The sequence below is a fragment of the Streptomyces fractus genome (genome assembly GCF_049844455.1).
Classification (GTDB): Bacteria; Actinomycetota; Actinomycetes; order Streptomycetales; family Streptomycetaceae; genus Streptomyces; species Streptomyces fractus.
In genome coordinates, this window is record NZ_JBMYHI010000002.1 from 9,357,900 (window position 1) to 9,383,612 (window position 25,713).

Sequence of the window (25,713 nt, forward strand, 5' to 3'; positions counted from 1 at the left end):
CACCCTCAACGATATGCCCGGTATGCGGTGTAGTCGAGGGGGTGCACGGTCCACGGGACCACGGCTCATTCCGCGTCGTGGAGGACGAGCCCCAGCGTGTGACGCCGGCCCGAGCGGACCGTGCTCACGCCGTGCCGCATCGGGCCGTTCGACCAGCCGCGCACCGAGCGCACCGGGCGGTCACGCGTCGTGAACACCAGGGCGTGCCCCTGGAGCAGCGTCGTCGAGTGGCCGCGCGACTGGGCGCGCGCCCGCTGCTCGGTCATCAGGAACTCGCCGCCGGTGAAGTCGCGGCCCGGCTCGTCAAGCCCGATCACCACCTGCAACGGGAAGACCAACTCGCCGTAGATGTCGCGGTGCAGCGCGTTCCAGTCGCCGGGCCCGTAGCGCAGCAGGATCGGTGTCGGCCGCTTCTGGCCCGCCGCATGGCACCGGTCGAGCCAGTCGTCGAGGGTGTCCGGCCACGGCGCGTCCCGGTTCATGCGCCGCGCCCACTCCCGTGCGACGGGCAGCAGCCGCGGATAGAACGCCGCACGCAGCTCCTGTACGAGCTCGGGCAGCGGATGGTCGAAGTAGCGGTACTGGCCGCGGCCGAACCGGTAGCGCTCCATGTCGATCGTCGACCGGAACCGGTGCACGTCGTCGTAGAGCGCGGCGACGGACCGGCACTCGTCGGCGGTGAGCACCGGCTCAGGTGTGAGGGCATGGCCGAACGCGTCGAGCTCCGCACCCAGCGCGGCCCAGTCGAGGGCCTCCACGCGGGCGTGCGGGGCGGTGGTGGTGCTGGTCGTGCTGGTCATCGCGGTGCGTCTCCGTACGTGGGCGGTAGCGGCCACGACCCAGCCTTGTCGGCCCCGGCCCGGTGTGCTGGCGGCAATCGGACGCGGTGTTCGGTGCGGTAATGTGGCCGCTCCGTGCAGCACCGCGAGGGAACGAGGAGGTGAGTCCGATCACCGTTGTGTCAGGTCGGGAGCTCCCTTCTCGCGCCGTACGCCCCGCCCGCTCGCGCTGAGCGAGGCCGCGGCCGTCCGGTGACCGGGAGCCCCCTCGGCATCCCGAGAGGCCACCCCTTATGCCGCTTTCCCCGTCGACCGGATCCCCCCTCCCACTCGACCCCACCTCCGTGGTCGAGTCGCTGCGCGCCGCCGGCTGCGTCTTCGCCGAGGACGAGGCGCACATCCTGCTGTCCACCGCCCGCGACGCCGCCGACCTCGCGGCCATGACCGAGCGCCGCGCGAGCGGACTGCCGCTGGAGCACGTCGTCGGCTGGGCCGAGTTCTGCGGGCTGCGGGTCACCGTCGACCCCACCGTCTTCGTGCCGCGCCGCCGCACCGAGTTCCTGGCCCGACAGGCCTACGCCCACACGCCGCCCGGCGCCGTCGTCGTCGACCTGTGCTGCGGCACGGGAGCCGTGGCCGCCGTTCTCGCAGGCCGCCGCCCCACCAGGCTGCACGCGGCCGACCTCGACCCCGCGGCCGTGGACTGCGCCCGCCACAACCTCGCCCCGCTCGGCGGCGAGGTCCACGAAGGCGACCTATACGCGCCGCTGCCCGCCGACCTCAAGGGCCGCGTCGACACCCTGGTGGCGAACGGGCCCTACGTCCCCACGGGCGACGTCCCGCTGCTCCCGCCCGAGGCCCGCGACCACGAGCGGCGCCTCGCCCTCGACGGCGGGCACGACGGCCTCGACGTACTGCGCAGGGTCGCGGGCGAGGCCCCGGACTGGCTCGCGCCCGGCGGACACCTCTTCGTCGAGACGAGCGAGCGGCAGGCCGCCGCGGCGCAGGCGGCCGTACGCTCGGCCGGCCTGCACGCGCGCGTGGTCGCGAACGAGGACCTGTACGCCACGATCGTCGTCGGCACGCGCCCATCCTGACCTCGGGGTTTGACCCCGCGCGGCGTCGGTACCCGGAAGATCCGGACACCGGCGACGTAGAGGGAGCAGCCACCATGACCGACACGCCTCCCGTCCAGGGCTTCGCCCCCACCGTGGTGGGCGTGGCCCTCAGCGACTGCACACCACAGGACGCCGACGCGGTCCTGCGCGTGCTGTCCACGGCCTTCCCATCGGACCGCACGCCGACCGAGCGCCCCGACGGCGACGCGACGGTCTGGCTCACCACGGTGGACGCCGCGTCCAAGGCGGCGCCCAGCGAAGCGAGGGCCCTGTCCGACACGGCTCTGTCCGACACCGTCTCCGCGGACATCCAGGGCGGCCACGAGGCCCTGGACCACGTCCGCGCGGCCCTGTCGGACGCGTTCACCGTCACCGACGCGACCGCAGCCTCCGGAGACCAGGAAGAGGAGCTTCATCTGCGTCTGTCGACGCGGCCCTGAGCGGGGAATTCGGCGCGGGGCGGCGGATGTTCGTCATGGAGATCGCACCCAGGACAGCCCGCCCGTGTGAAAGGCTCTGCCCCCATGACGAACACCGCGCCCACCCCGGCCCCCGAAGTGCTGCACTACACCGCGTTCTCGACGACCCCGGACGGCGGCAACGGCGCCGGGGTCGTGCTCGACGCGGCCGGGCTCGGCGACCAGCAGATGGTCGGGATCGCCGCCGAACTCGGCTACTCCGAGTCCGCGTTCCTCACGCCGGGGCCCGACGCGGACGACAAGCGGTCCTTCACGCTGCGGTACTTCAGCCCCAAGGCGGAGGTCGACTTCTGCGGCCACGCCACCGTCGCCGCCGCGGTCGCACTCGGCGAGCAATTCGGCACAGGTGACTTTGACTTCCACACCGCCGCGGGACGCGTGCCGGTCGTCGTCCGCCGCGAGGACGGCGTCCTCAAGGCCACACTCACCAGCGTGGAACCCCGCGTGCACGACGCCGCCCCTGAGGACGTGGCCGAAGCACTCGCCGCGCTGCGCTGGCAGACCGGCGACCTGGACGCCGCCCTGCCGCCGAGGATCGCCTACGCGGGCGTGCGCCACCTGGTCCTCGCGGCCGCCACCCGTGACCGACTGGCCGATCTGGACTACGACTTCGACGCCCTGCTGACGCTCATGCGCCGACTCGACCTGACGACCGTGCAACTGGTGTGGCGCGAGAACGCCACCACCTTCCACGTGCGCGACCCCTTCCCGGTCGGCGGCGTCGTGGAGGACGCCGCCACCGGCGCCGCGGCCGCCGCCTTCGGCGCGTACGCCCGCGAACTGGGCCTCGTCCCCGACGACGCGCACCTGACGCTGCATCAGGGCCACGACATGGGCCGCCCGTCACTGCTGGAGGTCGACGTGCGCGCGGGAGACCCGCGAGTGCGGGTGTCGGGCGCGGCGGTCCGCATCCAGGCCGACATGACCTAGAAGCCCGCCAGCACTACATCCAGCCGGCAAGCCCCTCGGGCGAGAGGGCGTGGGCTGCCGCCAGGCGGCCTCCGCCCAACAGCCCCGCCTCCGGGCCCAGCACGGTCGTCTCGATCGACAGGCTGCGCGTGGACTGGGGGAGGGCGCGCTCGTAGACGACGGCGCGAATGCCCGCGAGGAGATCGTCGCCGAGGGTGGCCAGGGCGCCGCCGATGACGATCGCGTCCGGGTTCGCGAAGCAGACCAGCGCCGCGAGGACTTCGCCCAGCCGCTCCGCCGACTCCCGTACGGCGCGCAGCGCATGCGCGTCGCCCCGTTCCGCCAGGCGGATCACATCCTCCGTGCTGTGCGCCGTGACGCCCTCCTCGGTGAGCCGGGTGACCAGCGCCTGGCCGCCGACGACCGTGCCCAGGCACCCCGTATTGCCGCAGGCGTGGCAGTGCAGGTCCTGGTAGCCGGTGCCGGGGAGGCGGGTGTGGCAGATCTCCCCGGAGAAGCCGTTGGCCCCGCGGTGCAGGCGGCCCTCGGCGACGAAGGCGCTGCCAAGGCCGCTGCCGAGCTTGAGGTACAGCAGGTGGTCGATCGGTGTGGGACGTCGGTGGTACTCGGCGAGTGCCATCAGGTTGGCGTCGTTCTCCACGAGGACGGGCGCGGCGCACAGGTCCTGGAACGCCTGGGCGACGGGGAAGCCCTCCCAGCCGGGGAGCTTGATCGAGTGGCGGGGGGTGGCGTCGGCCGCGTCCACTTGTCCCGGGACGCCCACGGTGATGGCGCGTACCTCCTCCCAGCCGCGACCGAGTGCCTCCAACTGCGCGGCGAGCGCGTCGCGTATGGCGCTCATGGCCGCGCCGGGGCCCGCCGCGGGGTCGAGCTCCACGGGGTCGGCGGCCAGCACCTGCGCTCTCGCGTCGAGTACGCCCGCGGTGCAGTGCTCGCCGCCGATGTCCACCGCCAGCACCACGCCGACCGCCTCGGTCAGAGCGATCTCCACCGCGGGCCGGCCGCCCGTGGAGGCGCCGGTCTGACCGGTGATCAGTCCGCGGCGGCCGAGGGAGTCCAGGCGCTTGGTGACGGTGGCGCGTGACAGGCCCGTGTGCCGGGCGAGGCCTGCTTTGGAAATGGCCTGCCCGCCGGCGACGAGCGTGAGCAGCTCGCTGTACTCCCGTATGCCGGACGCCACCGCGCTGTCCATGCCTGCCATGTGCCGCCCCCGATTCATCCTCGTTCGATACGGGTCACCATACGGCGCTGGAACGCGATGACTTCTGTCGGGTCGTGCCTGATGTCGGCGAGGTTTCGTCGAAGTTGGTGGAAGTTCTGCCTTGAATTGGCGATCGGCGGCCGCTGATAGTGATGCGATCACCCTCCCGATCACCGCACTTGGAGGCCCTGCATGCATCCGACACCCCCTCCCCGCCCGGAGTTCGGCGTCGACTTGATCACCTTCTACAACCCCGCGTTCTGGGGGCTGTCGAGCGAGGCCGAACTGAACGCCTACGCCGCCGCGAAGCCGGAGGCCGTGTGGGAGAAGATCCTCAACGGCTGCGCAGCCGCGGGCATTTCGGTCCTGGAGATAACCTTCGGCGCCGCCGACTGGCACAGCGTGCTGCGCGCCTTCGGCTCCGCCGCCGCGTTCAAGAAGGAACTGGACAGCCGTGGGATGCGCCTCAAGAGCGGCTTCTTCCCCTCCGGCAGCTGGGACGTCGAGCTCGACCGCGCTCAGATCGCCGAATCGGCCGCCTCCTACGCGCGCTTCATCCGTGAAGCGGGAGGCGACACCCTCGTCGCCTCACCGCCCATGCGGCGCACCTGGAACGCCCGCCCGGTGCGGTTCAACGACTTCGACGCGCTCAAGACCATCGCCGACCTCGCCCACGTCGTCGGCTTCGCGGCCCTCGAAGAGGGTGTGCAGACCGCCCTGCACACCGAGGCGCACTCCACCTTCTGCACCGCGCGGGACGTCGACCTGCTGCTGACCCTCACCGACCCGCTGTACGTCGGTTTCTGCCCGGACACCGGGCATCTCACCTTGTCGGGCGCCGAGCCCAGCCTCGTCACGTCCCGGCACCGCGACCGCGTGATGCTCGCGCACTGGAAGGACGCGACCGGGCCCGTGCCCCTGCGCACCGAGATCGACGAGACCATCCACGACCAGCACCGCGAGTACTTCCGGCGGGTCGGTGCGGGGTCCGTCGACTGGTTCGCCTGGGGCCGCCTGATGCGCGAGATGAACGTCACCGAACTCGCCCTGCTCGAACTCGACGCCGTGGCCGACCCGGTCGCCGAGATGACCGCCGCGCGCGAGTACGTCGAGTCGGCCCTGTCCACGGTCTACCCGTGAGGGCGCGTCTGCGCCGGGCCGACCGGCGGCGCGGCCTCCTCACCGGCACGGCACTGGCCCTCGCCTCCCTCCTGACCGGCTGCACCGGAGCGTCGGCCGAGTCCACCGCCGCCAACTCCACCGCTGCCGTCTCCTTCCCCGAGAAGCTGACCTCCGCAGCCGAACGCGCCGCGGCCCGCGCCGCGCACGGCAAGAAGCCCGGCGGCAGCATCGAGATCATCGGTGTCAACGGGGGCACGGAGGGCGCCATCATCGACGCCGCGATCCGGCCTTTCGAGAAGGCCACCGGCATCACGGTCCGCTACCAGGGCTCGGCCGACTCCCAGGCCCTGATCCAGTCCCGCGTCCAGGCCGGCAACCCGCCCGACCTCATCGACGCGGCCAACGCCGGACAGATGCGCCGCTACCAGGCCGAAGGCGAGCTGAAGGACGTCGGCTCCTGGATCGGCGAGGACACGCTGCGCCGCGACTTCAACTCCAGCCTGCTGGACTCCTCCCGCCTGGACGGGAAGGTCTACGGCATCTGGAGCGAAGTCGACAACTTCATGGTCTGGTACAACACCCACCGCTACACCGGCTCCAAGCGCCCCGCCTCCCAGGCCTCTTGGCTGCGCTGGGCGAAGCAGCGCGCGGCGGCGGGCCACACCCCGTTCTGCATGGGCCTCGAGTCGGGCTCGGGGACCGGCTGGCCCGCCGGCAACGTGATCGAGGCCCTCTTCGCCAAGAAGTACGGGGCAGCCAAGCTCCGCGCCTGGTCCGAGGACCGACTGTCCTGGTCCTCGCCCGAAGTGCGGGACGCCTGGGAGACCTTCGGGAAGATCTCCGGCAGCCCGGACATGGTCGCGGGCGGCCCGGTGAACACCCTGGTCACCAATCTCGTGAACTACTCCGACGGGCTCTTCGACCGCCCCGCGCGCTGCGACATGTCGGTCTTCGGGACCTACGCGGCAGGTCTCGCCCGGGTCGCGCACCCGGAGGTCAAGTCGCTCACGGACATGGACTTCTATCCCGTCCCCGCGGCCAGTGCCCGCGCCGCGCGGGCCGAGAACGTCGGAGGTCACCTACTCTCCGCTTTCACCGACTCCCCGCAGACCCGGGCCTTCGCCCGTTACTGGGCGTCGGCCGAGGCGCAGTCCCTACTGGCCTCCTCCGGACAATGGACCGTCGGCAACCAGCGCGTCCCGGCCTCCGTCTACACCGACCCGGCCCTCGCCAAGGCGGCACGCACCCTGCTGGCTCCGAGCAAGCAGCTCGTCGCGGGCCCGTCGTTCACCGCGCTGCCCGGTGTCATGGACGCCTACGACAAGGGCATCGTCAGCTACTTGCAGGACCCCACGCCCGCCACCCTCACCACCGTCCTCGCCGGCCTTGACGCCACCACGCGTGACGCCAGGTAGCCCGCACCCGAAAGCGAGGAGATCACGATGACTCCAGAGTTGATCATGCTGACAGTCGGTGTGGTGGGCGTCCCGCTCCTGCTGATGCTCGTCCTGGGCGGCGGGGAGCTCGCCCTGCGCCGCGCGGCCCCCGTACTGCAGGCCAGGGTGCGCCCCTGGCTGTGGATGGCGCCCATGCTGGTCACCACGGCGGCCATCCTCAGCTACCCGCTGATCCGCACCCTCGTGATGGCCTTTCAGGATGCCGACGGCGCCTCATGGGCCGGGCTGCGCAACTTCACCTGGGCGGTGTCGGACGCGGTCCTGCCCGTGCTGCGCAACAACCTCCTGTGGGCCGTCTGCTTCCCGCTGGTCACCGTGGCCCTCGCACTCGCCGCGGCGGTCATGCTCGACCGGGTGCGCTACGAGCGCCTCGCCCGCACCCTCATCCTGCTGCCCAGCGCGCTGTCCTTCGTCGCGGCAGGCGTGGTCTGGCGGATGCTCTACGAGTACCGGGCACCCGGCGGCACGCAGACGGGCACCTTCAACGCGATCCTCGGCGCGCTCGGCATCGATCCGGTGCCCTGGCTCGTGGACAGGGGCACCGCCAACTTCGCCCTGATGCTGGTCGCCGTCTGGATGAGCCTGGGCGTCGCCACGATGATCCTGTCCGCCGGGGTCAAGGGCGTGCCCGGGGAACTCCTTGAGTCCGCGCGGGTCGACGGCGCCGGCGAGTGGCGGATCTTCTGGCACATCCTGCTGCCGTCCCTGCGCCCGACCGTGCTGGTGGTCCTCACCACCCAAGTGATCTTCGCCCTGAAGATCTTCGACATCGTGTACGTGATGACCAACGGTTCCTTCGGCACGGACGTCGTCGCCAACCGCATGTACACCGAGCTGTTCCTCTCGCGGGACTTCGGGCACGCCGGCGCCATCGCCGTCATCCTGCTCCTGGTCTCGCTGCCCGTCGTGGCTCTGAACATCCGCCAGATGCGCGCCGAAGCGAGGCCCTGACCATGACCGCGACCGCAACTCCATCCGTAGAGACGGCTGCTGTGACAGCGGCCCGTCCACGACGGCGTACCCGCGCCCGGCTGCACCCTGCCAGAATCGCGCTGCACGCCGCCGTCTTCGTGCTGTGCGCCTGCTGGTTCACCCCCGTGCTCGCGTTGCTGTCCTCGTCCTTCCGGCCTGTCGCGGAGATCACCGCGAGCGGCTGGTGGCACGTCTTCCTGCAGCCGCGGCTCACCACCTCCAACTACACCGACGTCTTCGCCACCCTCGGCCTGGGCGACAGCCTGCTGTCCACGGTGGCGATCGCCGTGCCCACCACGCTGGGCACCGTGCTCGTGTCCGCCTTCGGTGCGTACGTCCTGGCCCGCATGCGCTTCCCCGGCCGCCTCACTCTGGCGGCGGCGATGGTCGCGCTGCAGGCCCTGCCGCCGCAACTGACCCTGGTCCCGGTCCTTCAGCTGTTCAACAGCATCGGCATGACCGGCTCCCTCACCTCGATCTGGATCTACCAAGTCGGAAGCACCGTCCCCTTCGGGGTCTTCCTGCTGCGTGGCTTCTTCGCCGACATCCCCGAATCCCTCCTCGAGGCCGCCCGGATCGACGGCGCCTCCGAGTGGCGCATCTTCTGGCAGATAGTGCTCCCCACCTCGGGGCCGATCCTGGCCGCGCTCGCCATCCTGCAGTTCCTGTGGTCCTGGAACGACCTGCTCATCCCGCTGCTCTTCCTGGGCGGAAGCTCGGCGGCGCAACCGCTGACGGTGCAGGTCGCCGGCATGGTGCAGTCCACGGGGGCCGGCGAGAACCTCCTGATCGCCTCCGCGTTCCTGTCGGTCGTGGTGCCCCTGGCGGTCCTGCTGTCCCTGCAGAAGTTCTTCGTACGCGGCATCCTCGGCGGCTCCGTGAAGGGCTGACGGCGCGACGGCGGCAGCCCATCCGTCCCACTTCTCATCAACACCCCAGAACTCCAGAGGAGAAACACCCTTGTCGAGCGACCATCACTTCCTCATCGTCGGCAGCGGCATCATGGGCGCGTGCACGGCCCGGCTGATCCGCGACGCACGGCCGACAGCGCGCATCCTGATGCTCGACGCAGGCCCCGTCCTCGGCTCGACCCCGGGCCAGCACCTCCTCGACATCCAGGACGAGGAGGTCCAGGAGCGCTACCGGGAGAAGACCTCCTCCGGCGTCCAGGGCATGTACGTCGGCGCCCAGGACGTCGCCGAGGACCTGGGCGGCCCCCTCGCCGGGACCGAGCCGGGCATGTACCGGCTGTCCACCTTCGGCCAGGACTCCGCCGCGATGCCGTCCGCCGCACTCGCCTGGAACACCGGCGGCATGGGGATCCACTGGACCGCCGCGACGCCCGCCGCCTGGGGCAGCGAGATACCGGACTTCATCGACCCGGACGAGTGGGCCGCCGACATGGCCACCGCCTCCGCACTGCTGCACGTCAACCCCGACCCGGACGGCGAGTCCGCCCTGCGCACCGCGCTCATCTCCGCCCTGGGCGACGTCTTCGGCGCACAGGCCGCGCCGGGGCGCGAGGTCAAGCCGCTGCCGATGGCCATCAACCCGGACGACAACGGCAACCCGCTCCGTACGGGCCCCAACCGCATCTTCGAACCGATCGCCACAGGCGACGACCCGCACTTCGAACTGCGCACCCGCGCACAGGCGATCCGCCTCCTGCACGAGAACGGAACGGTGCGCGGCGCCCTCGTCCGCGACATCGCCACCGGAGAGGAGTACGAGACGACGGCGGACGCGACCCTCGTCTGCGCGGACGTCTTCCGCACCCCTCAGCTGCTGTTCGCGTCCGGGATCCGCCCGGCCGCGCTGGGCCGCTACCTCAACGAGCACGTCTTCCAGACCGGCCGCGCCGAGGTCGACCCGGAGGCGATCGGCCTGGACGGGGCGGCCCTCGCCGGGGAGGTGGCGGCGGGAGAGTGGCTGCAGGTCCAGTACTGGCTGCCGCACAGCGACAAGGCGCAGCCGTTCAACGGCCAGTTCAGCGGCAGCGCCCGCCTCGACGGACGCGGCCGCATCACCGACTGCTCCACAGGCCTCGGCCTCTACGTCCCGACCGAGATCCAGGAGACGAACCGCGTCGAGTTCTCCGAGACGGACCTCGACGCCACCGGGATGCCCGCCATGCGCATTGTCTTCGACTACACCGACACCGACCGGCAACGCATCGAGGAGGCGCGCAGCGAACAGGAGCGCGCGGGCCGGCGCCTCGGCGGATCCCACCCCGCCACCGAAAGCCTCACCCTCGCCCCCGGAACGTCGCTGCACATGACCGGCACCGCCCGGATGGGGCCCGACAGCGACGGCACCAGCGTCTGCGACCCCCACTCCCGCGTCTGGCACACCGCCAACCTCTACCTGGCGGGCTGCAGCGTCATCCCGACGGCTCTCGCGGCCAACGCCACGCTCACGGGCGTGGTCACCGCGGTCCGCGCAGCCCGCGCGGCACTCGCCGACACGGCCTCGAACTAGGACCTCACAGGGCCCAGTGCTAACCTTCCGGAGGCCGTGCGAGAGAACGAGGAGGTGGTACCCGTGAACGAATCGACATGGGTGCTCTCCTCCGGGGTCACGGTCGGGCGATAGGTCGTCGTCCGGGAGCGCCGTTCATGAGCTCTCCCGAAAGGCACGACCATGCACTTCACTTCAGAACAACGCCTCGACGACGGCGTCGTCGAGCGCGCGTTCACCCTCGGTGACATCCCCGGCATCCTGTGGACGCCCGCTTCCGCGTCGGCCTCCGCGCCGGTCCCGCTGATCCTGCTCGGCCACCCGACACTCGGGCTGCGCAAGATGTACCCCCGGCTCGCGGCCCGGGCCCGGAGTTCCGCGGCGGAGGGCTTCGCCGCGGCCACCATCGAACTCCCCGGCAGCGGTGACCGGCCCCGCCTGGACACCCTGGAGCGGGGACGTGCGGACCTTCGGCGGACCTTGCAGGCCGGCGAGCCGGTCGGCGACGAGATCATCGACGCCGTGATCCTCCCGCTCGTCGAGCAGTCCGTCCCGGAATGGCGGTCCGCCCTCGACGCCCTCCTCGCGCTGCCCGAGATCGGCGGCCCCGTCGCCTACTCGGGAGGGGTGATCTCCATCGGCGTCCGGCTGGCGGCCGTCGAGCCGCGCATCGTGGCGGCCGGTCTCTTCGCCGGGAGCTTCGTGCCCCGCGTCATGTTCGAGGAGGCCCGCCGGGTCACCATCCCACTGCACGTCCTCCTGCAATGGGACGACGAGGGAAACGACCGGCAGGCCGCCCTTGATCTGTTCGACGCCTTCGGCTCCAAGGAGAAGACGCTGCTCGCCAACATGGGCGGACACACGGGCGTCCCGCAGTCCGCGGGGGAGGACGCGGCCCGGTTCTTCGCCCGGCATCTGCGCTAGTCACGTCCCCTACTAGTCACGTCCCGTAGGAGACGTTCACGTCGCGGAACCCCAGGGACCGCAGCAGACCGCGCAGCATGTCCGTCGTGTTCCGCTCGGCGCGCGCCGTGAGTTCACTGTCCCGCGCGGCCTCGCCGATGTGCCGGGCGGCGAGTTGGCGTACCGCCCGCTCGTCGCCCGGGTTGTCGGAGAAGAGGTCCCCGAGCCGGTCGAGCAGGCCGCGCTGCTTCGCCACGGCGTACGAGCGGTCCGTGTCGAGCACGGGAGCCGCGAGCCGGGCGTGCGGCAGGTGCAGCGTCGCGGACGTGCGGTCGTCGTTCACCCGCACGTCGCCGGAGCCGATCCCGCCCAGGTTCACGTACGCGTCGACCGTGCCCGCGCCGATGTACAGCGTGCGCGTGCCCTGGATGGCGTCCGGCAGATACTTGGAGTCCTTGTCCAGGTCGACCACCACCTGGTAGTTCCCGGCTGCGGCGTCGTAACGGCTCAGGTCACGCACGGACTTGAGCAGCGCGGGCCCCGAGCGGTCGTGCGTCTCGGTGCCGAACAGGTCGTCGAGGCGGTGCACCATGCTCAGCCCGGCGAACACGATCGCGAGCACGACGAGCAGCGCCACCGCCGCCTTCGTCCACAGGGGCGCCCGCGCGGCCCTCGCCCACCGGGGCAATACGGTCCTCGGCGTCATGGGGGACCTCCTTCCCATGACTACGGATGCCACGGGGAGCGCTGATCACTCCCTTTCAACAAGCCGCGAAACGCCGTACGTACCGTTTCTGCCACGGCGTCTCGACCGCCCCACGCGCATAGTGCTCGCGTACGTAGGCGACGGCCCCGCCGACCGGTACTCCGTCCAGCACCGCTAGACACGCGAGCGCCGTCCCCGTACGACCGCGCCCGCCCATGCACGCCACTTCGACCCGCTCGTCCGCGCAGCGCCGCCACGCCTCGGCGAGCACCGCACGCGCGCGTGCACGGTCGGCGGGCAGCCGGAAGTCGGGCCAGCGCAGCCACGTCGACTCCCAGTCCGTGGGCGGGGGTTCAGCGCCCAGGAGGTAGATGCCGTACGCCGGTGGGGGACCGGCGGGCAGCGGATCGCGCAGCCCCCTGCCGCGCACGAGCCGCCCCGACGGCAACCGCAGCACACCCGGCGCCCTGGCCTCCCACGTCACCGCGCGTCCTTTGCGGCAGACAGCAGGAACGCCGCCATCCTGCGCGCCCGCCCGAACGCGTCCGGGAACACATCCAGGCCGTCCGAGACCAGCGCGCCCTCGTGCAGCAGCATCAGGGAACGCCCCAACTCTCTTGCGGAGTCCGGCGCCACGTCCCCCGCGAGCCGGGTGAACAGCTCCAGCATCCACCGCTTCTGACCGGTGATCACCGCGTACGCGGGGTGCGCGGGGTCGCTGATCTCCGCGTGCGCGTTGACCATGCTGCAGCCCTTGCCGCTGTTGGCGCTCATCCACTCCTGCGACGCGTCGAAGACGGCCAGTACCCGGTCGGTGGGGGAGAGTTCGGCGTCGTCGTGGTGGTGGGCGAGGTAGGTGCGCCAGCGGGCGTCGCGGGTCGCCAGGTAGTCCACGACGATCTGTTCCTTGGAGCCGAAGCGGTCGTACAGCGTCTTCTTCGTGACGCCCGCCTCCGCCGCGATCAGATCCACGCCGACCGCGTGGATGCCGCGCTCGTAGAACAGCCGCGAGGCGGTCTCCAGAACCTTGCGCGCGGCCGGCGTGAGGTCGGGGCGGTCCGGGTCGACGGCCGGCGGGGCGGGGTTCGTCGTCGTACGCATGCCTCAAGACTATACCGATCTGTATAGTGGTGCCAGGTATACCGATCTGTATAGCTCTTTCCCTGAACCCGATCACGCGAGGCGGTGGCCGCGCCATGAACGTTCTTCTGTCCATCGGATTCGTCCTGACCTGGAGCTCCGGCTTCATCGGGGCCAAGCTCGGCGCCGGCGAGGCGAGCGCCGTGACCACACTGATGTGGCGGTTCCTGCCGCTGGCGCTCGTCCTGGGCGCCGTGGCGGTGGTGGCCGGCCGGAAGCGGTGGCGCGGGCTCGGCGGTCGCGTCATCGGACGGCAGGCCGTCATCGGCGCCCTCTCGCAGAGCGGCTACCTTCTGACCGTCTACTACGCCATCGAGCTCGGCGTCTCCAGCGGCACGACCGCTCTCATCGACGGCACCCAGCCCCTGGTCGCGGGCGCCCTCGCCGGACCGCTGCTGCGGCAGTACGTCACCGCGCGGCAGTGGCTCGGTCTGTGCCTGGGCCTCGCCGGGGTCGTCGTCGTCACCACCGCCGACGCGGGCGCCGTCGGCGGTGTCCCGTGGTGGGCCTACGGTGTCCCGTTCCTCGGCATGCTGTCGCTGGTCGCGGCCACCTTCGTGGAGAGCCGCTCGCGCACCCGCGTCGAGCCGATGGTCGGGCTGACCGTGCACTGCGCCACCAGCGCCGTCGTCTTCACCGGCCTCGCCGTCGCGTTCGGCAAGGCCGCGCCGCCCGCCGCGCCGTCCTTCTGGCTGTCGATCGCCTGGCTCGTCGGCCTGTCGACGTTCGGCGGCTACGGCCTCTACTGGATCGTGCTGCGGCGGGGCGGCCTCACCCAGGTCAACACGCTGATGTTCCTGATGGCGCCCGTCACCGCCGTGTGGGGAGCCCTGATGTTCGGCGAGCCCTTCGGGGTCCGCACCGCGCTGGGACTCGTCCTCGGCCTCGCGGCCGTCGTGGTCGTGCGGCTCGGCACGCGCGCGTACCCGCTACGGGACCGCCGTGACAAGGTGGCGGTTGGGGAGCACGGCCGCGTCGGCCAGCTCCGGGACCTCCACCACGGTGACGCCCGCTGACGCGAGCACCCCGATCCCGTCGGCGCCCGGCACGAACGTGTCCGGTTCCCGCCACGCCGTCACCACGCGGCGCACCCCCGCGTCGACGATCAGCCGGGCGCACGGCTTCGGCCGTGAGGCGCGGCGGGCGCACGGCTCCAGGCTGCTGTAGACGGTGGCCGTGGCGAGGCGCGGGTCGTCGGCGGCGAGCTTGCCGAGCGCGGCCTCCTCGGCGTGCACCACCGGATCCCCGCCTTCGCGCGAGTGACCGCGCGCCAGTTCCGTGCCGTCGTCGGCGACTACCACGGCGCCGACGCTGAACGCGGTCTCCGACGGCGGGCACTCGGCGGCCAGTTCGCAGGCGAGGCGCAGCCAGTGCCGGTCCGCCGCGGTGGCCGTCGCCCCGGGGCCGGGCACGGTCGGCGCGTACCGGGTCACGATCACGTCCCCGACGCGCTCCGTGCCGAGCACCCGCATCCGGCTGCGCGGCCCGCCCGGGTACGAGCCCGGCCCGAACAGGCGCGGCGCGCCCGGCTCGCCGACCACCAACGGCGCGATGGCGAGCCGCAGTTCGTCCGCGAGCCCCAGCTGCAACAACTGCGTGTGCACGCGCGCGCCGCCCTCGACGAGCAGCCGCCGCACACCGCGCGTCCCGAGGTCGTCCAGGAGCGCCGCCCAGTCGAGGTGGGGGCCGAGCACCACCACGTCCGCCGCGCCGCCCACGCGCGTGCGGGCGCGCGAGGCACCCGATTCCGTTGTGTAGACGAGCCGTTCGCAGCCCGTCGTCCAGAACGGGTCACCCGGATCCAGGTCCCCCGAGGCGGTGACCGCCACCTTCAGCGGGTAGGCGGAACGACCGTCGTCGACCCGCTTGGCGCGCCGCTCCGGGGAGTTGACCAGCAGCCGGGGCCGGTCCGCGCGCAGCGTCCCCGCCCCGACGAGGATCGCGTCGCTCGCGGCCCGCACCGCGTCCACCCGGTCGAAGTCCTCCGCGCCGGACAGGAGCAGCCGCTCGGGACCGGTGTCGTCGAGGCATCCGTCGAGCGAGACTGCGGCGGACAACAACACGTGCGGGCGGGACATGGCGACTCCGTGACCGGGCGGGACGTACGCGCAGAGCCTATCGAGACACCGGCGGCGTGCCGTCCCCGAACGGGCGCCCGCCCAGCTTCTCGCGGCCGTGCGGGGTCAGCCAGCCGGACGGGTCGGGACCCAGCGGCACGATCCGCGTGGGGTTGATGCCGGTGTGCACCTGGTAGTAGTGCCGCTTGATGTGGTCGAAGTCGACCGTGTCGCCGAAGCCGGGCGTCTGGAACAGGTCCCGCGCGTACGCCCACAGCACCGGGTCCTCGGCCAGCTTGTTGCGGTTGCACTTGAAGTGGCCGTGGTAGACGGCGTCGAAGCGGACCAGCGTCGTGAACAGGCGGACGTCCGCCTCCGTGATGGTGTCGCCGACGAGATACCGCTGCCCGGCGAGTAGCCGCGCCACCGTGTCGAGCCGCGCGAACACGTCCCCGTACGCCTTCTCGTATGCGTCCTGCTCGCTCGCGAAACCGGCCCGGTACACGCCGTTGTTGACGTCCCGGTAGATGCCGTCCATCACCTCGTCGATCTCGTCGCGCAGCGGCTCCGGGTACAGGTCCGGCGCGCCGGACCTGTGCAGCGCCGTCCACTCGGTCTCCAGGTCCAGCGTCAGCTGCTGGTAGTCGTTGGTGACGAGCTTCCCGGACGGTACGTCGACGATCGCGGGCACGCTCACCCCGCCCGGATACCCGGTCTCCCGCGCGTCGTAGGCCTCACTGAGGTAGCGGATCCCGAGCACCGGGTCGCGGTCGTCCGGGTCGAGCGTGAAGCGCCAACTGCGGTCGTCCTGGATCGGATCGGCGACCGCGAGCGACAGGGCGTCTTCCAGGCCGAGGAGGCGGCGCACCACCAGGGCGCGGCTCGCCCAGGGACAGGCCTTGCTCACGACGAGCCGGTAGCGGCCCGCCTCCACGGGCCAGCCGTCGCGGCCGTCGGCGGTGATCCGGTCGGTGAAATGACTGCGGGACCGTTTGAAGGCCTTCTTGCCGTACGAGGCGTTGCCGGGCACGTGGGTCTCCCTCCGGGGTCGGACACGACCGTGCGCCCCGAGCCTGCCCGAGGAACGGCCCGCACACCACCGTGGCGGAGGCGACTGTCAGTGGCCGATGAGAGGCTTCGGAGTGGGCATTGACCGAGAAGGCAAGGAAGGCGCAGGCATGACGACCACGACCGGCAGCTACCTCACCCTGGACGACGGCCGTCCCGGCGTCCGGTTCACCCGCACGTACGAGAAGCCGATCGACCGCGTCTGGCGCTATGTCACGGACCCGGCCGACCTCGCGCACTGGTTCCCGTCCAAGTTCGAGGCCGGAGAGCTGAGCGCCGGCGCGACGATCCGCTTCTTCGACGACCCGCACATGCCGGAATCCGTGGGCACGGTCGTCGCGGCCGAACCCCCGCGCCACTTCTCCTTCACGTGGGGAGGCGACGAGCTTCAGTACGACCTCGAGGAGCGCGGTGACGGCGGCACCCATCTGACGCTCACGAACGTGCTGGAAAGCGTGGACGCGGCAGCGCGCAACGCCGCGGGCTGGGAGATCTGCCTGCTGGCCCTCGACGCGGCAGACCGCGGTGAGGCCCTGTCCGAGGACCACACGGGAGCGACGCCCGCGTGGAAGGAGCTGTACGAGGCCTACACGGCGGCCGGCTTCCCGTCCGGCGCGCCCGTGCCGGGCATGGACGAGGAGTCCTGAGGCGCCCGCACCGCGTGTGCGCACGGTCACTGTCTGAATAGCGGGATCCCACGAACGGGCGCAAAATCGGACGCATGTCCTTTATGTCCGCGAGTGTGACGTGGCTCGGACTCGGCCTCACGGTCGGTACCGCGGGACTGGTGACCTACGGTCTTGCGACGCTGCCGTGCGGGGCTTCGGTCCGGCAGGAGGAAGCCGAGGCGGTCTGCCGCCCGGCCAGGAGGACGGCGCTCGCCCTCGGTGCGCTCGGCATCGCGGCCTTCGTCGTCGGGACGGTGTTCCTGTTTCTGGACGTGACGAACTTCGGCTGAGCCCGGCCGGAGAACGAGTGAAGGAGTACTGCATGACCAGCGGTCAGCACACGATCATCGCCCCCGTCCGGGACCTCGCCGCCGCGAAGGCCGTCTATACGAAGCTGCTCGGTGTCGAGCCGTCCTCGGACGAGGCGTACTACGTGGGCTACGACGTGGCGGGACAGCACTTCGGCCTGAATCCGAACGGGCACCAGCAGGGAATGACCGGTCCCGTGGGCTACTGGACGGTCGATGACATCCAGGGGACCGTCAAGTCCCTCGTGGAGTCCGGCGCCGAGGTCGTCCAGGACGTCACGGAGGTCGGCCCCGGCCGACGGATCGCATCCCTCAAGGACGCTGACGGGAACGTCTTCGGCGTGCTCCAGGACAGCTGACCGCCACGACCAGGAGTGGCACGCACACGAGCGGCGCGACCACGAGCGGTGGGGGCCGCGGCCCGAAGGCCACGACCCCCACCCGATCCCGGTGCTACTGGTCACCGCCCCCGTAGGGACGCGTGATCACTTCCATGCCGTGGTGCGCGGGGTCCATGAAGTACACGCCACGGCCCCCGTCGTTGTGGTTGATCTCGCCCGGTTGCTTGCGGTGCGGATCCGCGTAGTACGTGAGCCCCGCGTCCTTGATCCGTCCGAAGATCCCGTCGAACTCCTCCTCGGTGACGAGGAACGCATAGTGCTGCGTGACGATGGACGCGGCGGGGACTGTCGCGAAGTCCAGGGTCACGCCGTTGCTGAGGACGAGCGGGATGAACGGGCCCCATTCATCACCCACTTCGAGCCCCAGGATGTGCGCGAGGAACTCCGCGGACTCCCGGTTGTCCCGTGAGTGAACGATGGTGTGATTGAGCTGAACCGCCATGGTGGATTGCCTCCAGAAGGCAACTCCGGCACCTCCATGCCTCACCCGGTCGGTGACCGGCACGCGATGCTGCCGTGGATCTTAGACATGAGGTGGCGCTCGGGGCCAGTCCGTTTCCGGCTCCCGTTCCGGCGTCAGTCCAGGACCAGTTCCGGGTCGTACATGTCGAGCCAGAGCGCCAGGTCGAGGGCGCGCTCCAGGCCGCGCCGCGAGGCCTGCGTGATCTGCGGGGCCTCGCGGTGGGCGGCGACGGCGAGCCGCTCCCGGTCGACGATCTCGAAGACCCGGTGCGAGGGCTTCGCGAGCAGTTCCTTCGCGTGTTCCTGCAGCGCGACCGCGTACTTCGGGTCCTGCGTCGACGGGTAGGGGCTCTTCACCCGGTCGTACACCGACTTCGGCAGCACGTCCGCCGTCGCCTCGCGCAGCAGGCTCTTCTCGCGTCCGTCGAACGACTTCAGCGCCCACGGCGTGTTGTAGACGTACTCGACGAGCCGGTGGTCGCAGAACGGGACGCGCACCTCGAGGCCCACCGCCATGCTCGCCCGGTCCTTGCGGTCGAGCAGGACCCGCACGAAGCGGGTCAGGTGCAGATAGCAGATGCGGCGCATCCGGTACTCGAAGTCGCTCTCGCCCTCCAGACGCTGGATGTCGCGTACGGCCTCGGCGTAACTGTCGGCGGTGTACCCCTCCAGGTCGAGCCGCTTGGTGAGCTCGGGCCTGATCACGTCCGAGTCGTCACCGATGTGCTTGCCCATGCTCACCAGCCACGGGAACGCCTCCGCGTTGCGGGCTTCCTCGTCGAAGAACTGGAGGTAACCGCCGAAGACCTCGTCCGCCGACTCGCCGGACAGGGCGACCGTCGACTGCTCGCGGATCGCCTTGAACAGCAGGTACAGGGAGGCGTCCATGTCGCCGAGCCCGGCGGGGATGTCGCGTGCGCGGATGACGCGGGCGCGCACCTCGGGGTCGGCGAGCGCGTTCGAGTCGAGCACGATGTCCTGGTGGTCGGTGCCCGAGGCCCGCGCCACATCGTGCACGAAGGGGGTGTCGGGCGTGCCGCGCAGCTCGTCGGCGACGAAGTTCTCGGCCTGTCCGAGGAAGTCGACGGCGAAGCTGCGCACCGTCTCGTTCTTCCCGGCCAGCTGGTTGGCCGCGATCGCCGTCATCGCGGAGGAGTCGAGGCCGCCCGACAGGAGCGTGCAGCGCGGCACGTCCGAGACGAGCTGACGGCGCACGATGTCGTCGAGCAGCTCGCGCACCTTGGCGATGGTCGTTTCCTGGTCGTCGGTGTGCGGCTTCGTCTCCAGCGTCCAGTACGCGCGCTGCCGCAGTCCGGAACGGTCGACGGTGACGACGGTGCCCGGTTCCACCTCGTTCATCCCGTCCCACACGGCATGACCGGGAGTCTTCACGAACGTGAACAACTCGCGCAGGCCGTCCAGCGTGACACGGCGCGCGGCGAGCGGGTTGGCGAGGATCGCCTTGGGCTCGGAGCCGAACAGTACGCCGTCCGGGGTCTCGTAGAAGTAGAAGGGCTTGATGCCCATCCGGTCGCGGATCATGACGAGCTTGTCGGTGCGGCCGTCCCAGATGGCGAACGCGTACATGCCGTTGAGCCGCTCGGGCAGGTCCTCACCCCACTCGAGGTAGCCGTGCAGCACCACCTCGGTGTCGGAGTCCGTGCGGAACTCGTGCCCGAGGCCCGCCAGTTCGGCGCGGAGCTCGGTGTAGTTGTACGTCTCTCCCGAGTACACCAGGGCGACGTTCCCGCTCGGTGTCTCGACGGTCATGGGCTGCCGGCCGCCCGGCAGGTCGATGATGGCGAGCCTGCGGTGACCGAGGGCGGCGGGGCCCTCGATCCAGGTGCCGCGGTCGTCCGGACCGCGGCACTCCATGGTCTGGGTCATCGCATCCACTGTCTCGGCCGAGGCCCGCAGGTCACGGTCGAAGGAGACCCAGCCGGTGATGCCACACATAGCGCTTCCTCCTGCTCGCCGTACGGCCGCGCACAACCGGGTGAACAAGTTGTACACGGCATCTATGTTTCGAGCGTGTGTCATGGAGGCGGGGCGGGTCAATGCGTTCGTAACCTCCCGAAGGTGGCCGACCGAGCGGTTTCAGCCGCCGGTCGGGGCGTCAACCGGAATGATTCCCTTCGCAAATCCCTTGCGGCGGGGGCCTCCTGGAGAAAGTTGCCTTGGGCGACCAGAGTGATCCGGCCACAGGCAAAGATTTGATCAATCCTGCCGGGAACCCGCTGTCGTCTCAGTCAGCGATCCGTCGAACGTCGCCGCCGCGAGTCCGAACGACAGCGTCATGCCGATCCCGGACGTCACCGACAGCGCCCTTACGCCCGGCGCCAGTTCGCGTACGAGGAGCGGCCCGCGGCCGCTGCTGGCGTACACGCCCTGCCAGCGTTCGGTGACCCGCACCGAGGGGACGCCCAGGACGCGGGAGGCCTCGCGCAGCAGCAGCTCCGTCGTCGCCTCGTCCTGGAACGGGATCTCCGTCGCGTCGTACGCGTGCGAGTCGCCGACCAGGGCCGTGCCGTCGGGCAGCCGCGTGAACATCACGTTGGCGACCACGTCCAGCAACTCGGGGCTGTGTGCGGTGACTTCGGCGCGCAGGCGGTCGGCCGACGGCATCGCGGTGAAACCGTCGTAGCGCAGCATCGAGGTCGCGGTGAGGACCGCCGAGTCCGTGCGGAAGGCGTCGGGCGCGGCGACCCGGGCCATCGACAGGCGGCACCGTTCGATGCCGTGCGCCTCGGCCTCCGCCGGATACAGGCGGTCCAGGTCGTGGCCGACGCAGAGCAGGATCCGGTCGCCGTGCACCGGGCCGCGGCTGGTGTGCACCGTGCCGGACTCGACGCCGACCACGTTCGTGCCCCAGGAGACCGTCACACCGGGCTGCTCGGCGAGCCACTGGGCGAGCCGCGGCGCCGCCTCGCGCGGGTCGACGCGCAGGTCCGCGGGGAGCAGCGCGCCGCCGGCCAGGTCGGCGTGGTCCCCGGCGGACCGGCCGAGCTCCTCGCCCACCTCGTCGCGCGTGCGCAGCCGCACCGCGTCCGTGCCGCGCTCGTCCCGCAGCTCCTCAAGGACCGCCAGCTCGGTCTCCGACCGGGCGACCACGAGCGCGCCCGCCTCCGGCGCCCACAGTCCGGCCGACTTGGCGGCGTCCAGCCAGCCGGAGCGCGAGCGCAGCGCGAGGTCGAGGAGTTCGCCGCGCTGTGCCGTGACGCAGCAGTGGCCGAAGTTGCGCACGGAGGCGCCCACCGGCCGCCGGTCCCGCTCGACCACCGTGACGCTGAGGCCCCGGCGCACCGCCTCGAAGGCGTGGGCGAGGCCGACGATGCCGGCGCCGACCACGACGAGGTCGCTGCGGTCGCGGGGGAGGGCGGTGGATGGCGCTGATGCGTTGTTCATGACACCAAGCCTGCGGACGGTCTGCCGTCACCCGCAAGGGTTGTCTATACAAGTTTCCTCGTTGTTTACCAGCTGTGCGCCGGATCTGCCCTTGCCCAGCTCGTCGCCGAACTGCGACACTCGACTTGTGAAGACAAGTAGTGACGAGGGGCCGCTGCACCAGCGGCTCGGCGCCGAGTTCCGGCGACGCATCGAGTCGGGGGAGTGGCCCGAGGGGGCGCCCGTGCCGAGCGAGGCACAGCTGTGCGAGGAGTTCGGGACCTCGCGCGGCCCCGTGCGGCAGGCGCTCGCGCAGCTGCGGGCGGACGGTCATCTGGTCGGCGGGCGCGGCAAGCCGCCCGTCGCCCGCAGGGTCACGCCCTCGCAGCCGTTCGCCTCGCTGATGTCGTTCACGCAGTGGGCCGAGTCGATCGCGCGGACCCCCGGCCAGCACACCGTGGAGGTGGCCCGGCGTCGCGCGAGCCCCGAGGCCGCCGCGCGCCTGGGTCTCGACGAGGGGGCGCCGGGCGTCGACCTCGTCCGCCTGCGTCATCTCGACGGGGTGCCCGCGATGGTCGAGCGGTCCACGTTCGTCCTCGACGTCGGCCTGCACCTGTTCGCGTTCGACCCGGACGAGGGCTCGGTCTACGACGCCCTCACCTCGTGCGGAGTCGACCTGCACCGTGCGCGGCACACCATCGACGCCGTCGCCGCGGACGCCCAGGACGCCGAGCTCCTCGGCGTCGATCCCGGCCAACCCCTGCTCCGCGTACGGAGGTTGGCCCACACCGGCGACGGCAGGCCCGTCGAGTACGCGGACGACCGCTATTTGCCGTCCATGGCCACGTTCACCATCGAGAACACCATGGACGGTCGCACCGTCGCGGCCCGCGGCGGCACCGCAGAAACCCGCACCACACGTGAGGAAGCCCAGTGATCGAACTCGCCGTCTTCGACATGGCAGGCACCACCATCGACGAGCACGGGGCCGTATACGACGCGTTGCGGCACGCCGTCGAGTCCACCGGCGTCCGCGTCGACCCGGCCGACCTCCAGACCTGGATGGGCACCGACAAGCGCGAGGCCATCGCCGCGCTCGTCCGCATCGGCGGCGGCGCCCCCGACGCGGAGCTGGTCGAGCGACAGTACGAGACGTTCCGCGCCTATCTGCGCGAGAGCTACGCGAAGCAGCCGCCGGAGCCGATAGCCCACGCCGACAAGGCACTTGAAGAGCTGCGCGCCCGCGGCATCAAGGTCGCCCTCACCACAGGATTCAGCGCGGACGTGGCGCTTCCCCTGCTCGACTCGCTCGGCTGGTCCACCGGCGAGGGCGGCAACCTCGACGCCGTCGTCACCTCCGACGAGGTGCCGCGCGGCCGCCCCGCCCCCTACATGATCCAGCGCGCGATGGAGAAGACCGGGACGGTCGACGTGCGGGGGGTCCTCGTGGCCGGCGACACGGTCGTCGACCTGGAGGCCGGGTTCAACGCGGGCGCGGCGGTCGTGGTCGGCGTGCTCACGGGCCAGCTCACCCGTGAGCAACTCGAAGCCCACCCGCACACCTACGTCCTCGACGGCGTCGCCGACCTCCCCGGCATCCCGGAGACCGCCCCCGTCAGCTGAGGGCCGCGTCCACGATCGCCTGTGCCTCGCTCTGTACCTGGGCGAGGTGTTCGGCGCCGTGGAAGGACTCGGCGTAGATCTTGTAGACGTCCTCCGTGCCGCTGGGCCGGGCCGCGAACCAGGCGTTCTCCGTGGTGACCTTGACGCCGCCGATGGCCGCGCCGTTGCCCGGCGCCTCGGTGAGCCGGGCCGTGATCGGCTCGCCCGCGAGGGTGTCGGCGGTGATCGCGTCGCCGGTCAGCTTCGCGAGTCGGGCCTTCTGCTCCTTCGTCGCCTTGGCGTCGATGCGTGCGTACGCGGCGCCCGACGCGCCGTGTTCGGCGGCGAGTTCGGCGTAGTACGCGGAAGGCGTCTTCCCGGTGACGGCGGTGATCTCGGCGGCCAACAGGGCAAGCAGAATGCCGTCCTTGTCGGTGGTCCACACGCTGCCGTCCTTGCGGACGAAGCTCGCGCCCGCGCTCTCCTCGCCGCCGAACGCGACCGAGCCGTCGACCAGGCCCGGCACGAACCACTTGAACCCGACGGGGACTTCGACGAGTTCGCGGCCGAGGGTGGCGGCGATCCGGTCGATGACGGCGGACGACACGAGCGTCTTGCCGATGGCCGCCGACGCCGACCACTGCGGCCGGTGGCTGAACAGGTAGTGGATGGCGACGGCCAGATAGTGGTTCGGGTTCATCAGGCCCGCGTCCGGGGTGACGATGCCGTGCCGGTCGGCGTCGGCGTCGTTGCCGGTCAGCAGGTCGAAGTCGTGGCGCCGGGCCAGCACCGAGGCCATCGCGGGCGCCGACGACGGGTCCATCCGGATCTTGCCGTCCCAGTCGAGCGTCATGAAACGCCACGTCGGATCGGTCTCCGGGTTCACCACGGTCAGGTCCAGCCCGTACCGTTCGGCGATCCGCGCCCAGTAGTGCACGCTCGCGCCGCCCAGCGGATCGGCGCCAACCCGCACACCGGAGGCGCGGATGGCGTCGATGTCGATGATGTCCTTGAGGTCCTCGACGTAGGCCTCACGGAAGTCGTACGGCTCCCAGGCCGCCTTGTCGACCGAGCGCGGCACCCAACTGCTGTCCTCCAGTAGTTCGTTGGCGCGCTCGGCGATCCATGACGTGGTCGTCGAGTCGGCGGGGCCGCCGTGCGGGGGGTTGTACTTGAAGCCGCCGTCACGGGGCGGGTTGTGGCTCGGCGTGATGACGATGCCGTCGGCGCGGTCGGCCGCGTCGCCGGCCTTCCCGCGGTTCCAGCGCAGGATCGCGTGGCTGAGCGCGGGCGTCGGCACGAAGTCCTCGTGCGCGTCGGCCAGCACCCGCACGCCGTGCGCCGCGAGAACGCCGAGGGCGGTCTTCAGGGCGGGATGCGACAGGGCGTGCGTGTCGGGGCCGATGAAGAGGGGGCCGGTAATGCCCTCCGCGGCGCGGTGCTCGACGATCGCCTGGGTGATCGCGGCGATGTGCTTCTCGTTGAAGGCTCCGTCGAGACTGGAGCCGCGATGGCCACTCGTGCCGAAGACGACGCGCTGCTCGGGGCGCGTGACGTCGGGCTCGCGCGTGTAATACGCCTCGATCAGCTCGTCGATGTCGACGAGATCGCCCGGCAGGGCGGGGGTTCCTGAGCGCTCAGCAGTCATGGAAGCAGTCTCCCACCTGCGCCTATGAAGAAAAGTGGGCGGCACAGGCGGGAGACGGGTTCCGGCCCCCTTTCGCGGGAGGCGCTCAGTCCTCCCCGGACTCCTGCTGGTTCTTCACGATCTCCGAGAGAACCGCGAGGACCTGCGACTCCGCCTGGTCCTTCCCGATGCCGAGGCCGGTGAGCAGCCCCGAGCCGTTCTCGTGCTCCAGGAGGGCGAGCAGGATGTGCTCGGTGCCGACGTAGTTGTGGCCGAGGCGCAGCGCCTCTCGGAACGTCAGCTCCAGGGACTTCTTGGCGTCGGCGTCGAACGGGATCAGGGCCGGTACGTCGTCGGACTCCTCCGGCAGTTCGGCCGTCGCGGCCTGCCGCACGGTGTCCAGGAGTACGTCCTGCGCGAGGATCGCCCGGGCCGCGAGGCCCTCCGGCTCGTGCAGCAGGCCGAGCACCAGGTGCGCGGGGGTGATGGTGGCGTTGCTCGCGGCGCGGGCCTCGTTCTGCGCGGAGACGATCACGTTGCGGGCGCGGTCGGTGTAGCGGTTGAAGCCCTGGCTGGGGTCCAGATCGTTCTCGGAGCCCTTGGCCACGAAGCGCTTCTGCGCGGCCTGCCGGGTGACTCCCATGCTCTTGCCGATGTCCGTCCAGGAGGCGCCCGAGCGGCGGGCCTGGTCGACGAAGTGGCCGATGAGGTGATCGGCGATGTCGCCGAGGTGGTCCGCCGCGATGACGGCGTTCTGGAGCTGGTCGAGTGCGTCGGTGTTCGACTTCTTGATGGCGTCGATCAGGTCGTCGAGACGAATGGAAGGTGTGGTGCCGCCGGAATTGGTCATGATGCAACCGTAGGTTGACAGC

General features: G+C 71.1%; 27 protein-coding genes. 15 read left to right on the forward strand and 12 right to left on the reverse strand.

Annotated elements, in window-relative coordinates; translation table 11 throughout:
• Window positions 1–65 precede the first annotated feature (65 nt).
• The gene (locus ACP4E5_RS44650) at window positions 66–800 is read right to left on the reverse strand and encodes a 2OG-Fe(II) oxygenase (RefSeq protein WP_425840543.1); all 735 of its coding nucleotides are present in this window, start codon (window positions 798–800) and stop codon (window positions 66–68) included.
• Between the two features lie 272 nt (window positions 801–1,072).
• Between ACP4E5_RS44650 and ACP4E5_RS44655 the strand changes: the two genes are divergently transcribed.
• The 3 genes from ACP4E5_RS44655 (at window position 1,073) to ACP4E5_RS44665 (ending at window position 3,306) form a co-directional block, all read left to right on the forward strand.
• Entirely contained in the window at window positions 1,073–1,876 is an 804-nt protein-coding gene (locus ACP4E5_RS44655; RefSeq protein ID WP_425840546.1) for a putative protein N(5)-glutamine methyltransferase, read from the forward strand.
• A gap of 74 nt (window positions 1,877–1,950) precedes the next feature.
• Window positions 1,951–2,337, forward strand: a complete 387-nt coding sequence (locus ACP4E5_RS44660) for a hypothetical protein (protein WP_425840549.1) — start codon at window positions 1,951–1,953, stop codon at window positions 2,335–2,337.
• An 84-nt stretch (window positions 2,338–2,421) separates the two neighbouring features.
• Window positions 2,422–3,306, forward strand: a complete 885-nt coding sequence (locus ACP4E5_RS44665; protein WP_425840552.1) for a PhzF family phenazine biosynthesis protein — start codon at window positions 2,422–2,424, stop codon at window positions 3,304–3,306.
• Between the two features lie 13 nt (window positions 3,307–3,319).
• Here the strand turns inward: ACP4E5_RS44665 and ACP4E5_RS44670 are convergent, their stop codons facing one another.
• Entirely contained in the window at window positions 3,320–4,507 is a 1,188-nt protein-coding gene (locus ACP4E5_RS44670) for an ROK family transcriptional regulator (protein ID WP_425840554.1), read from the reverse strand.
• Window positions 4,508–4,699: 192 nt separating this feature from the next.
• Here ACP4E5_RS44670 and ACP4E5_RS44675 point away from each other — a divergent pair, with 192 nt between their 5' ends.
• The 6 genes from ACP4E5_RS44675 (at window position 4,700) to ACP4E5_RS44700 (ending at window position 11,439) form a co-directional block, all read left to right on the forward strand.
• Window positions 4,700–5,647, forward strand: a complete 948-nt coding sequence (locus tag ACP4E5_RS44675; RefSeq protein ID WP_425840557.1) for a sugar phosphate isomerase/epimerase family protein — start codon at window positions 4,700–4,702, stop codon at window positions 5,645–5,647.
• The gene (locus tag ACP4E5_RS44680; RefSeq protein WP_425840560.1) at window positions 5,644–7,044 is read left to right on the forward strand and encodes an ABC transporter substrate-binding protein; all 1,401 of its coding nucleotides are present in this window, start codon (window positions 5,644–5,646) and stop codon (window positions 7,042–7,044) included. Before ACP4E5_RS44675 ends, ACP4E5_RS44680 begins: the two co-directional genes overlap by 4 nt.
• Window positions 7,045–7,071: 27 nt before the next feature.
• On the forward strand, window positions 7,072–8,037 hold the full coding sequence (locus ACP4E5_RS44685) for a carbohydrate ABC transporter permease (protein WP_425840563.1): 966 nt from the start codon (window positions 7,072–7,074) through the stop codon (window positions 8,035–8,037).
• Window positions 8,038–8,039: 2 nt separating this feature from the next.
• Window positions 8,040–8,948 carry a carbohydrate ABC transporter permease gene (locus ACP4E5_RS44690; RefSeq protein WP_425840565.1) on the forward strand — a complete coding sequence of 303 codons (909 nt, stop codon included), beginning with the start codon at window positions 8,040–8,042 and terminating at the stop codon, window positions 8,946–8,948.
• A 70-nt stretch (window positions 8,949–9,018) separates the two neighbouring features.
• On the forward strand, window positions 9,019–10,536 hold the full coding sequence (locus ACP4E5_RS44695; RefSeq protein ID WP_425840568.1) for a GMC oxidoreductase: 1,518 nt from the start codon (window positions 9,019–9,021) through the stop codon (window positions 10,534–10,536).
• Between the two features lie 162 nt (window positions 10,537–10,698).
• On the forward strand, window positions 10,699–11,439 hold the full coding sequence (locus tag ACP4E5_RS44700; RefSeq protein WP_425840571.1) for a dienelactone hydrolase family protein: 741 nt from the start codon (window positions 10,699–10,701) through the stop codon (window positions 11,437–11,439).
• A gap of 16 nt (window positions 11,440–11,455) precedes the next feature.
• Here ACP4E5_RS44700 and ACP4E5_RS44705 read toward each other — a convergent pair whose 3' ends face one another.
• Genes ACP4E5_RS44705 through ACP4E5_RS44715 form a run of 3 tightly spaced genes read right to left on the reverse strand, consistent with a single transcriptional unit; the run spans window position 11,456 to window position 13,225 of the window.
• Window positions 11,456–12,124 (reverse strand): DUF4230 domain-containing protein, encoded by a 669-nt coding sequence (locus ACP4E5_RS44705; protein WP_425840573.1) that lies wholly within the window; start codon window positions 12,122–12,124, stop codon window positions 11,456–11,458.
• Window positions 12,125–12,179: 55 nt separating this feature from the next.
• Window positions 12,180–12,608, reverse strand: coding sequence for a protein-tyrosine phosphatase family protein (locus ACP4E5_RS44710; protein ID WP_425840576.1), 429 nt, complete (start codon window positions 12,606–12,608; stop codon window positions 12,180–12,182).
• The gene (locus ACP4E5_RS44715) at window positions 12,605–13,225 is read right to left on the reverse strand and encodes a TetR/AcrR family transcriptional regulator (RefSeq protein ID WP_425840578.1); all 621 of its coding nucleotides are present in this window, start codon (window positions 13,223–13,225) and stop codon (window positions 12,605–12,607) included. The genes ACP4E5_RS44710 and ACP4E5_RS44715 overlap by 4 nt, the downstream gene beginning before the upstream one ends.
• 95 nt (window positions 13,226–13,320) lie before the next feature.
• On the opposite strand from ACP4E5_RS44715, the gene ACP4E5_RS44720 reads away from it, so the two are divergent.
• Window positions 13,321–14,280 (forward strand): DMT family transporter, encoded by a 960-nt coding sequence (locus ACP4E5_RS44720; RefSeq protein WP_425840581.1) that lies wholly within the window; start codon window positions 13,321–13,323, stop codon window positions 14,278–14,280.
• Here the strand turns inward: ACP4E5_RS44720 and ACP4E5_RS44725 are convergent.
• On the reverse strand, window positions 14,194–15,342 hold the full coding sequence (locus ACP4E5_RS44725; protein WP_425840584.1) for a dihydrofolate reductase family protein: 1,149 nt from the start codon (window positions 15,340–15,342) through the stop codon (window positions 14,194–14,196). The two genes, ACP4E5_RS44720 and ACP4E5_RS44725, sit on opposite strands and share 87 nt — an antisense overlap.
• Before the next feature lie 37 nt (window positions 15,343–15,379).
• Window positions 15,380–16,351 (reverse strand): glutathione S-transferase family protein, encoded by a 972-nt coding sequence (locus ACP4E5_RS44730; RefSeq protein ID WP_425840587.1) that lies wholly within the window; start codon window positions 16,349–16,351, stop codon window positions 15,380–15,382.
• Window positions 16,352–16,499: 148 nt separating this feature from the next.
• On the opposite strand from ACP4E5_RS44730, the gene ACP4E5_RS44735 reads away from it, so the two are divergent.
• The 3 genes from ACP4E5_RS44735 (at window position 16,500) to ACP4E5_RS44745 (ending at window position 17,724) form a co-directional block, all read left to right on the forward strand.
• The gene (locus tag ACP4E5_RS44735) at window positions 16,500–17,036 is read left to right on the forward strand and encodes an SRPBCC family protein (RefSeq protein ID WP_425840590.1); all 537 of its coding nucleotides are present in this window, start codon (window positions 16,500–16,502) and stop codon (window positions 17,034–17,036) included.
• A 74-nt stretch (window positions 17,037–17,110) separates the two neighbouring features.
• Window positions 17,111–17,347, forward strand: a complete 237-nt coding sequence (locus tag ACP4E5_RS44740; protein ID WP_425840592.1) for a hypothetical protein — start codon at window positions 17,111–17,113, stop codon at window positions 17,345–17,347.
• Window positions 17,348–17,379: 32 nt separating this feature from the next.
• Window positions 17,380–17,724: a VOC family protein gene (locus ACP4E5_RS44745; protein ID WP_389276215.1), complete on the forward strand. Its 345-nt coding sequence runs from the start codon at window positions 17,380–17,382 to the stop codon at window positions 17,722–17,724.
• Window positions 17,725–17,818: 94 nt separating this feature from the next.
• On the opposite strand, the gene ACP4E5_RS44750 is transcribed toward ACP4E5_RS44745, so the two are convergent.
• From ACP4E5_RS44750 to ACP4E5_RS44760, 3 genes are all read right to left on the reverse strand, one after another.
• Entirely contained in the window at window positions 17,819–18,208 is a 390-nt protein-coding gene (locus ACP4E5_RS44750; protein ID WP_425840595.1) for a VOC family protein, read from the reverse strand.
• A 134-nt stretch (window positions 18,209–18,342) separates the two neighbouring features.
• Entirely contained in the window at window positions 18,343–20,184 is a 1,842-nt protein-coding gene (asnB, locus tag ACP4E5_RS44755; protein ID WP_425840598.1) for an asparagine synthase (glutamine-hydrolyzing), read from the reverse strand.
• Window positions 20,185–20,445: 261 nt separating this feature from the next.
• Window positions 20,446–21,633 carry a TIGR03364 family FAD-dependent oxidoreductase gene (locus ACP4E5_RS44760; RefSeq protein ID WP_425840601.1) on the reverse strand — a complete coding sequence of 396 codons (1,188 nt, stop codon included), beginning with the start codon at window positions 21,631–21,633 and terminating at the stop codon, window positions 20,446–20,448.
• Window positions 21,634–21,760: 127 nt separating this feature from the next.
• On the opposite strand from ACP4E5_RS44760, the gene ACP4E5_RS44765 reads away from it, so the two are divergent.
• Complete coding sequence (locus ACP4E5_RS44765; protein ID WP_425840604.1) at window positions 21,761–22,549, forward strand: GntR family transcriptional regulator; 789 nt, start codon at window positions 21,761–21,763, stop codon at window positions 22,547–22,549.
• On the forward strand, window positions 22,546–23,235 hold the full coding sequence (locus ACP4E5_RS44770; protein WP_425840607.1) for a phosphonatase-like hydrolase: 690 nt from the start codon (window positions 22,546–22,548) through the stop codon (window positions 23,233–23,235). Before ACP4E5_RS44765 ends, ACP4E5_RS44770 begins: the two co-directional genes overlap by 4 nt.
• On the opposite strand, the gene pgm is transcribed toward ACP4E5_RS44770, so the two are convergent.
• Together pgm and ACP4E5_RS44780 are read right to left on the reverse strand one after the other, a co-directional pair.
• A complete protein-coding gene (gene pgm, locus ACP4E5_RS44775; RefSeq protein ID WP_425840609.1) occupies window positions 23,228–24,862 on the reverse strand; it encodes a phosphoglucomutase (alpha-D-glucose-1,6-bisphosphate-dependent) in 1,635 nt (544 codons plus the stop codon). The two genes, ACP4E5_RS44770 and pgm, sit on opposite strands and share 8 nt — an antisense overlap.
• Before the next feature lie 85 nt (window positions 24,863–24,947).
• A complete protein-coding gene (locus ACP4E5_RS44780; protein ID WP_425840612.1) occupies window positions 24,948–25,691 on the reverse strand; it encodes a Clp protease N-terminal domain-containing protein in 744 nt (247 codons plus the stop codon).
• Between the last annotated feature and the right edge of the window lie 22 nt (window positions 25,692–25,713).

Excerpts from the sequence above, each read along its gene's own strand:
- ACP4E5_RS44650 (WP_425840543.1), bottom strand. The coding sequence starts at position 800 with ATGACCAGCACGACCAGCACCACCACCGCCCCGCACGCCCGCGTGGAG.
- ACP4E5_RS44655 (WP_425840546.1), top strand. The coding sequence starts at position 1,073 with ATGCCGCTTTCCCCGTCGACCGGATCCCCCCTCCCACTCGACCCCACC.
- ACP4E5_RS44660 (WP_425840549.1), top strand. The coding sequence starts at position 1,951 with ATGACCGACACGCCTCCCGTCCAGGGCTTCGCCCCCACCGTGGTGGGC.
- ACP4E5_RS44665 (WP_425840552.1), top strand. The coding sequence starts at position 2,422 with ATGACGAACACCGCGCCCACCCCGGCCCCCGAAGTGCTGCACTACACC.
- ACP4E5_RS44670 (WP_425840554.1), bottom strand. The coding sequence starts at position 4,507 with ATGGCAGGCATGGACAGCGCGGTGGCGTCCGGCATACGGGAGTACAGC.
- ACP4E5_RS44675 (WP_425840557.1), top strand. The coding sequence starts at position 4,700 with ATGCATCCGACACCCCCTCCCCGCCCGGAGTTCGGCGTCGACTTGATC.
- ACP4E5_RS44685 (WP_425840563.1), top strand. The coding sequence starts at position 7,072 with ATGACTCCAGAGTTGATCATGCTGACAGTCGGTGTGGTGGGCGTCCCG.
- ACP4E5_RS44690 (WP_425840565.1), top strand. The coding sequence starts at position 8,040 with ATGACCGCGACCGCAACTCCATCCGTAGAGACGGCTGCTGTGACAGCG.
- ACP4E5_RS44700 (WP_425840571.1), top strand. The coding sequence starts at position 10,699 with ATGCACTTCACTTCAGAACAACGCCTCGACGACGGCGTCGTCGAGCGC.
- ACP4E5_RS44705 (WP_425840573.1), bottom strand. The coding sequence starts at position 12,124 with ATGACGCCGAGGACCGTATTGCCCCGGTGGGCGAGGGCCGCGCGGGCG.
- ACP4E5_RS44715 (WP_425840578.1), bottom strand. The coding sequence starts at position 13,225 with ATGCGTACGACGACGAACCCCGCCCCGCCGGCCGTCGACCCGGACCGC.
- ACP4E5_RS44720 (WP_425840581.1), top strand. The coding sequence starts at position 13,321 with ATGAACGTTCTTCTGTCCATCGGATTCGTCCTGACCTGGAGCTCCGGC.
- ACP4E5_RS44725 (WP_425840584.1), bottom strand. The coding sequence starts at position 15,342 with ATGTCCCGCCCGCACGTGTTGTTGTCCGCCGCAGTCTCGCTCGACGGA.
- ACP4E5_RS44735 (WP_425840590.1), top strand. The coding sequence starts at position 16,500 with ATGACGACCACGACCGGCAGCTACCTCACCCTGGACGACGGCCGTCCC.
- ACP4E5_RS44740 (WP_425840592.1), top strand. The coding sequence starts at position 17,111 with ATGTCCTTTATGTCCGCGAGTGTGACGTGGCTCGGACTCGGCCTCACG.
- ACP4E5_RS44745 (WP_389276215.1), top strand. The coding sequence starts at position 17,380 with ATGACCAGCGGTCAGCACACGATCATCGCCCCCGTCCGGGACCTCGCC.
- ACP4E5_RS44750 (WP_425840595.1), bottom strand. The coding sequence starts at position 18,208 with ATGGCGGTTCAGCTCAATCACACCATCGTTCACTCACGGGACAACCGG.
- asnB (WP_425840598.1), bottom strand. The coding sequence starts at position 20,184 with ATGTGTGGCATCACCGGCTGGGTCTCCTTCGACCGTGACCTGCGGGCC.
- ACP4E5_RS44760 (WP_425840601.1), bottom strand. The coding sequence starts at position 21,633 with ATGAACAACGCATCAGCGCCATCCACCGCCCTCCCCCGCGACCGCAGC.
- pgm (WP_425840609.1), bottom strand. The coding sequence starts at position 24,862 with ATGACTGCTGAGCGCTCAGGAACCCCCGCCCTGCCGGGCGATCTCGTC.
- ACP4E5_RS44780 (WP_425840612.1), bottom strand. The coding sequence starts at position 25,691 with ATGACCAATTCCGGCGGCACCACACCTTCCATTCGTCTCGACGACCTG.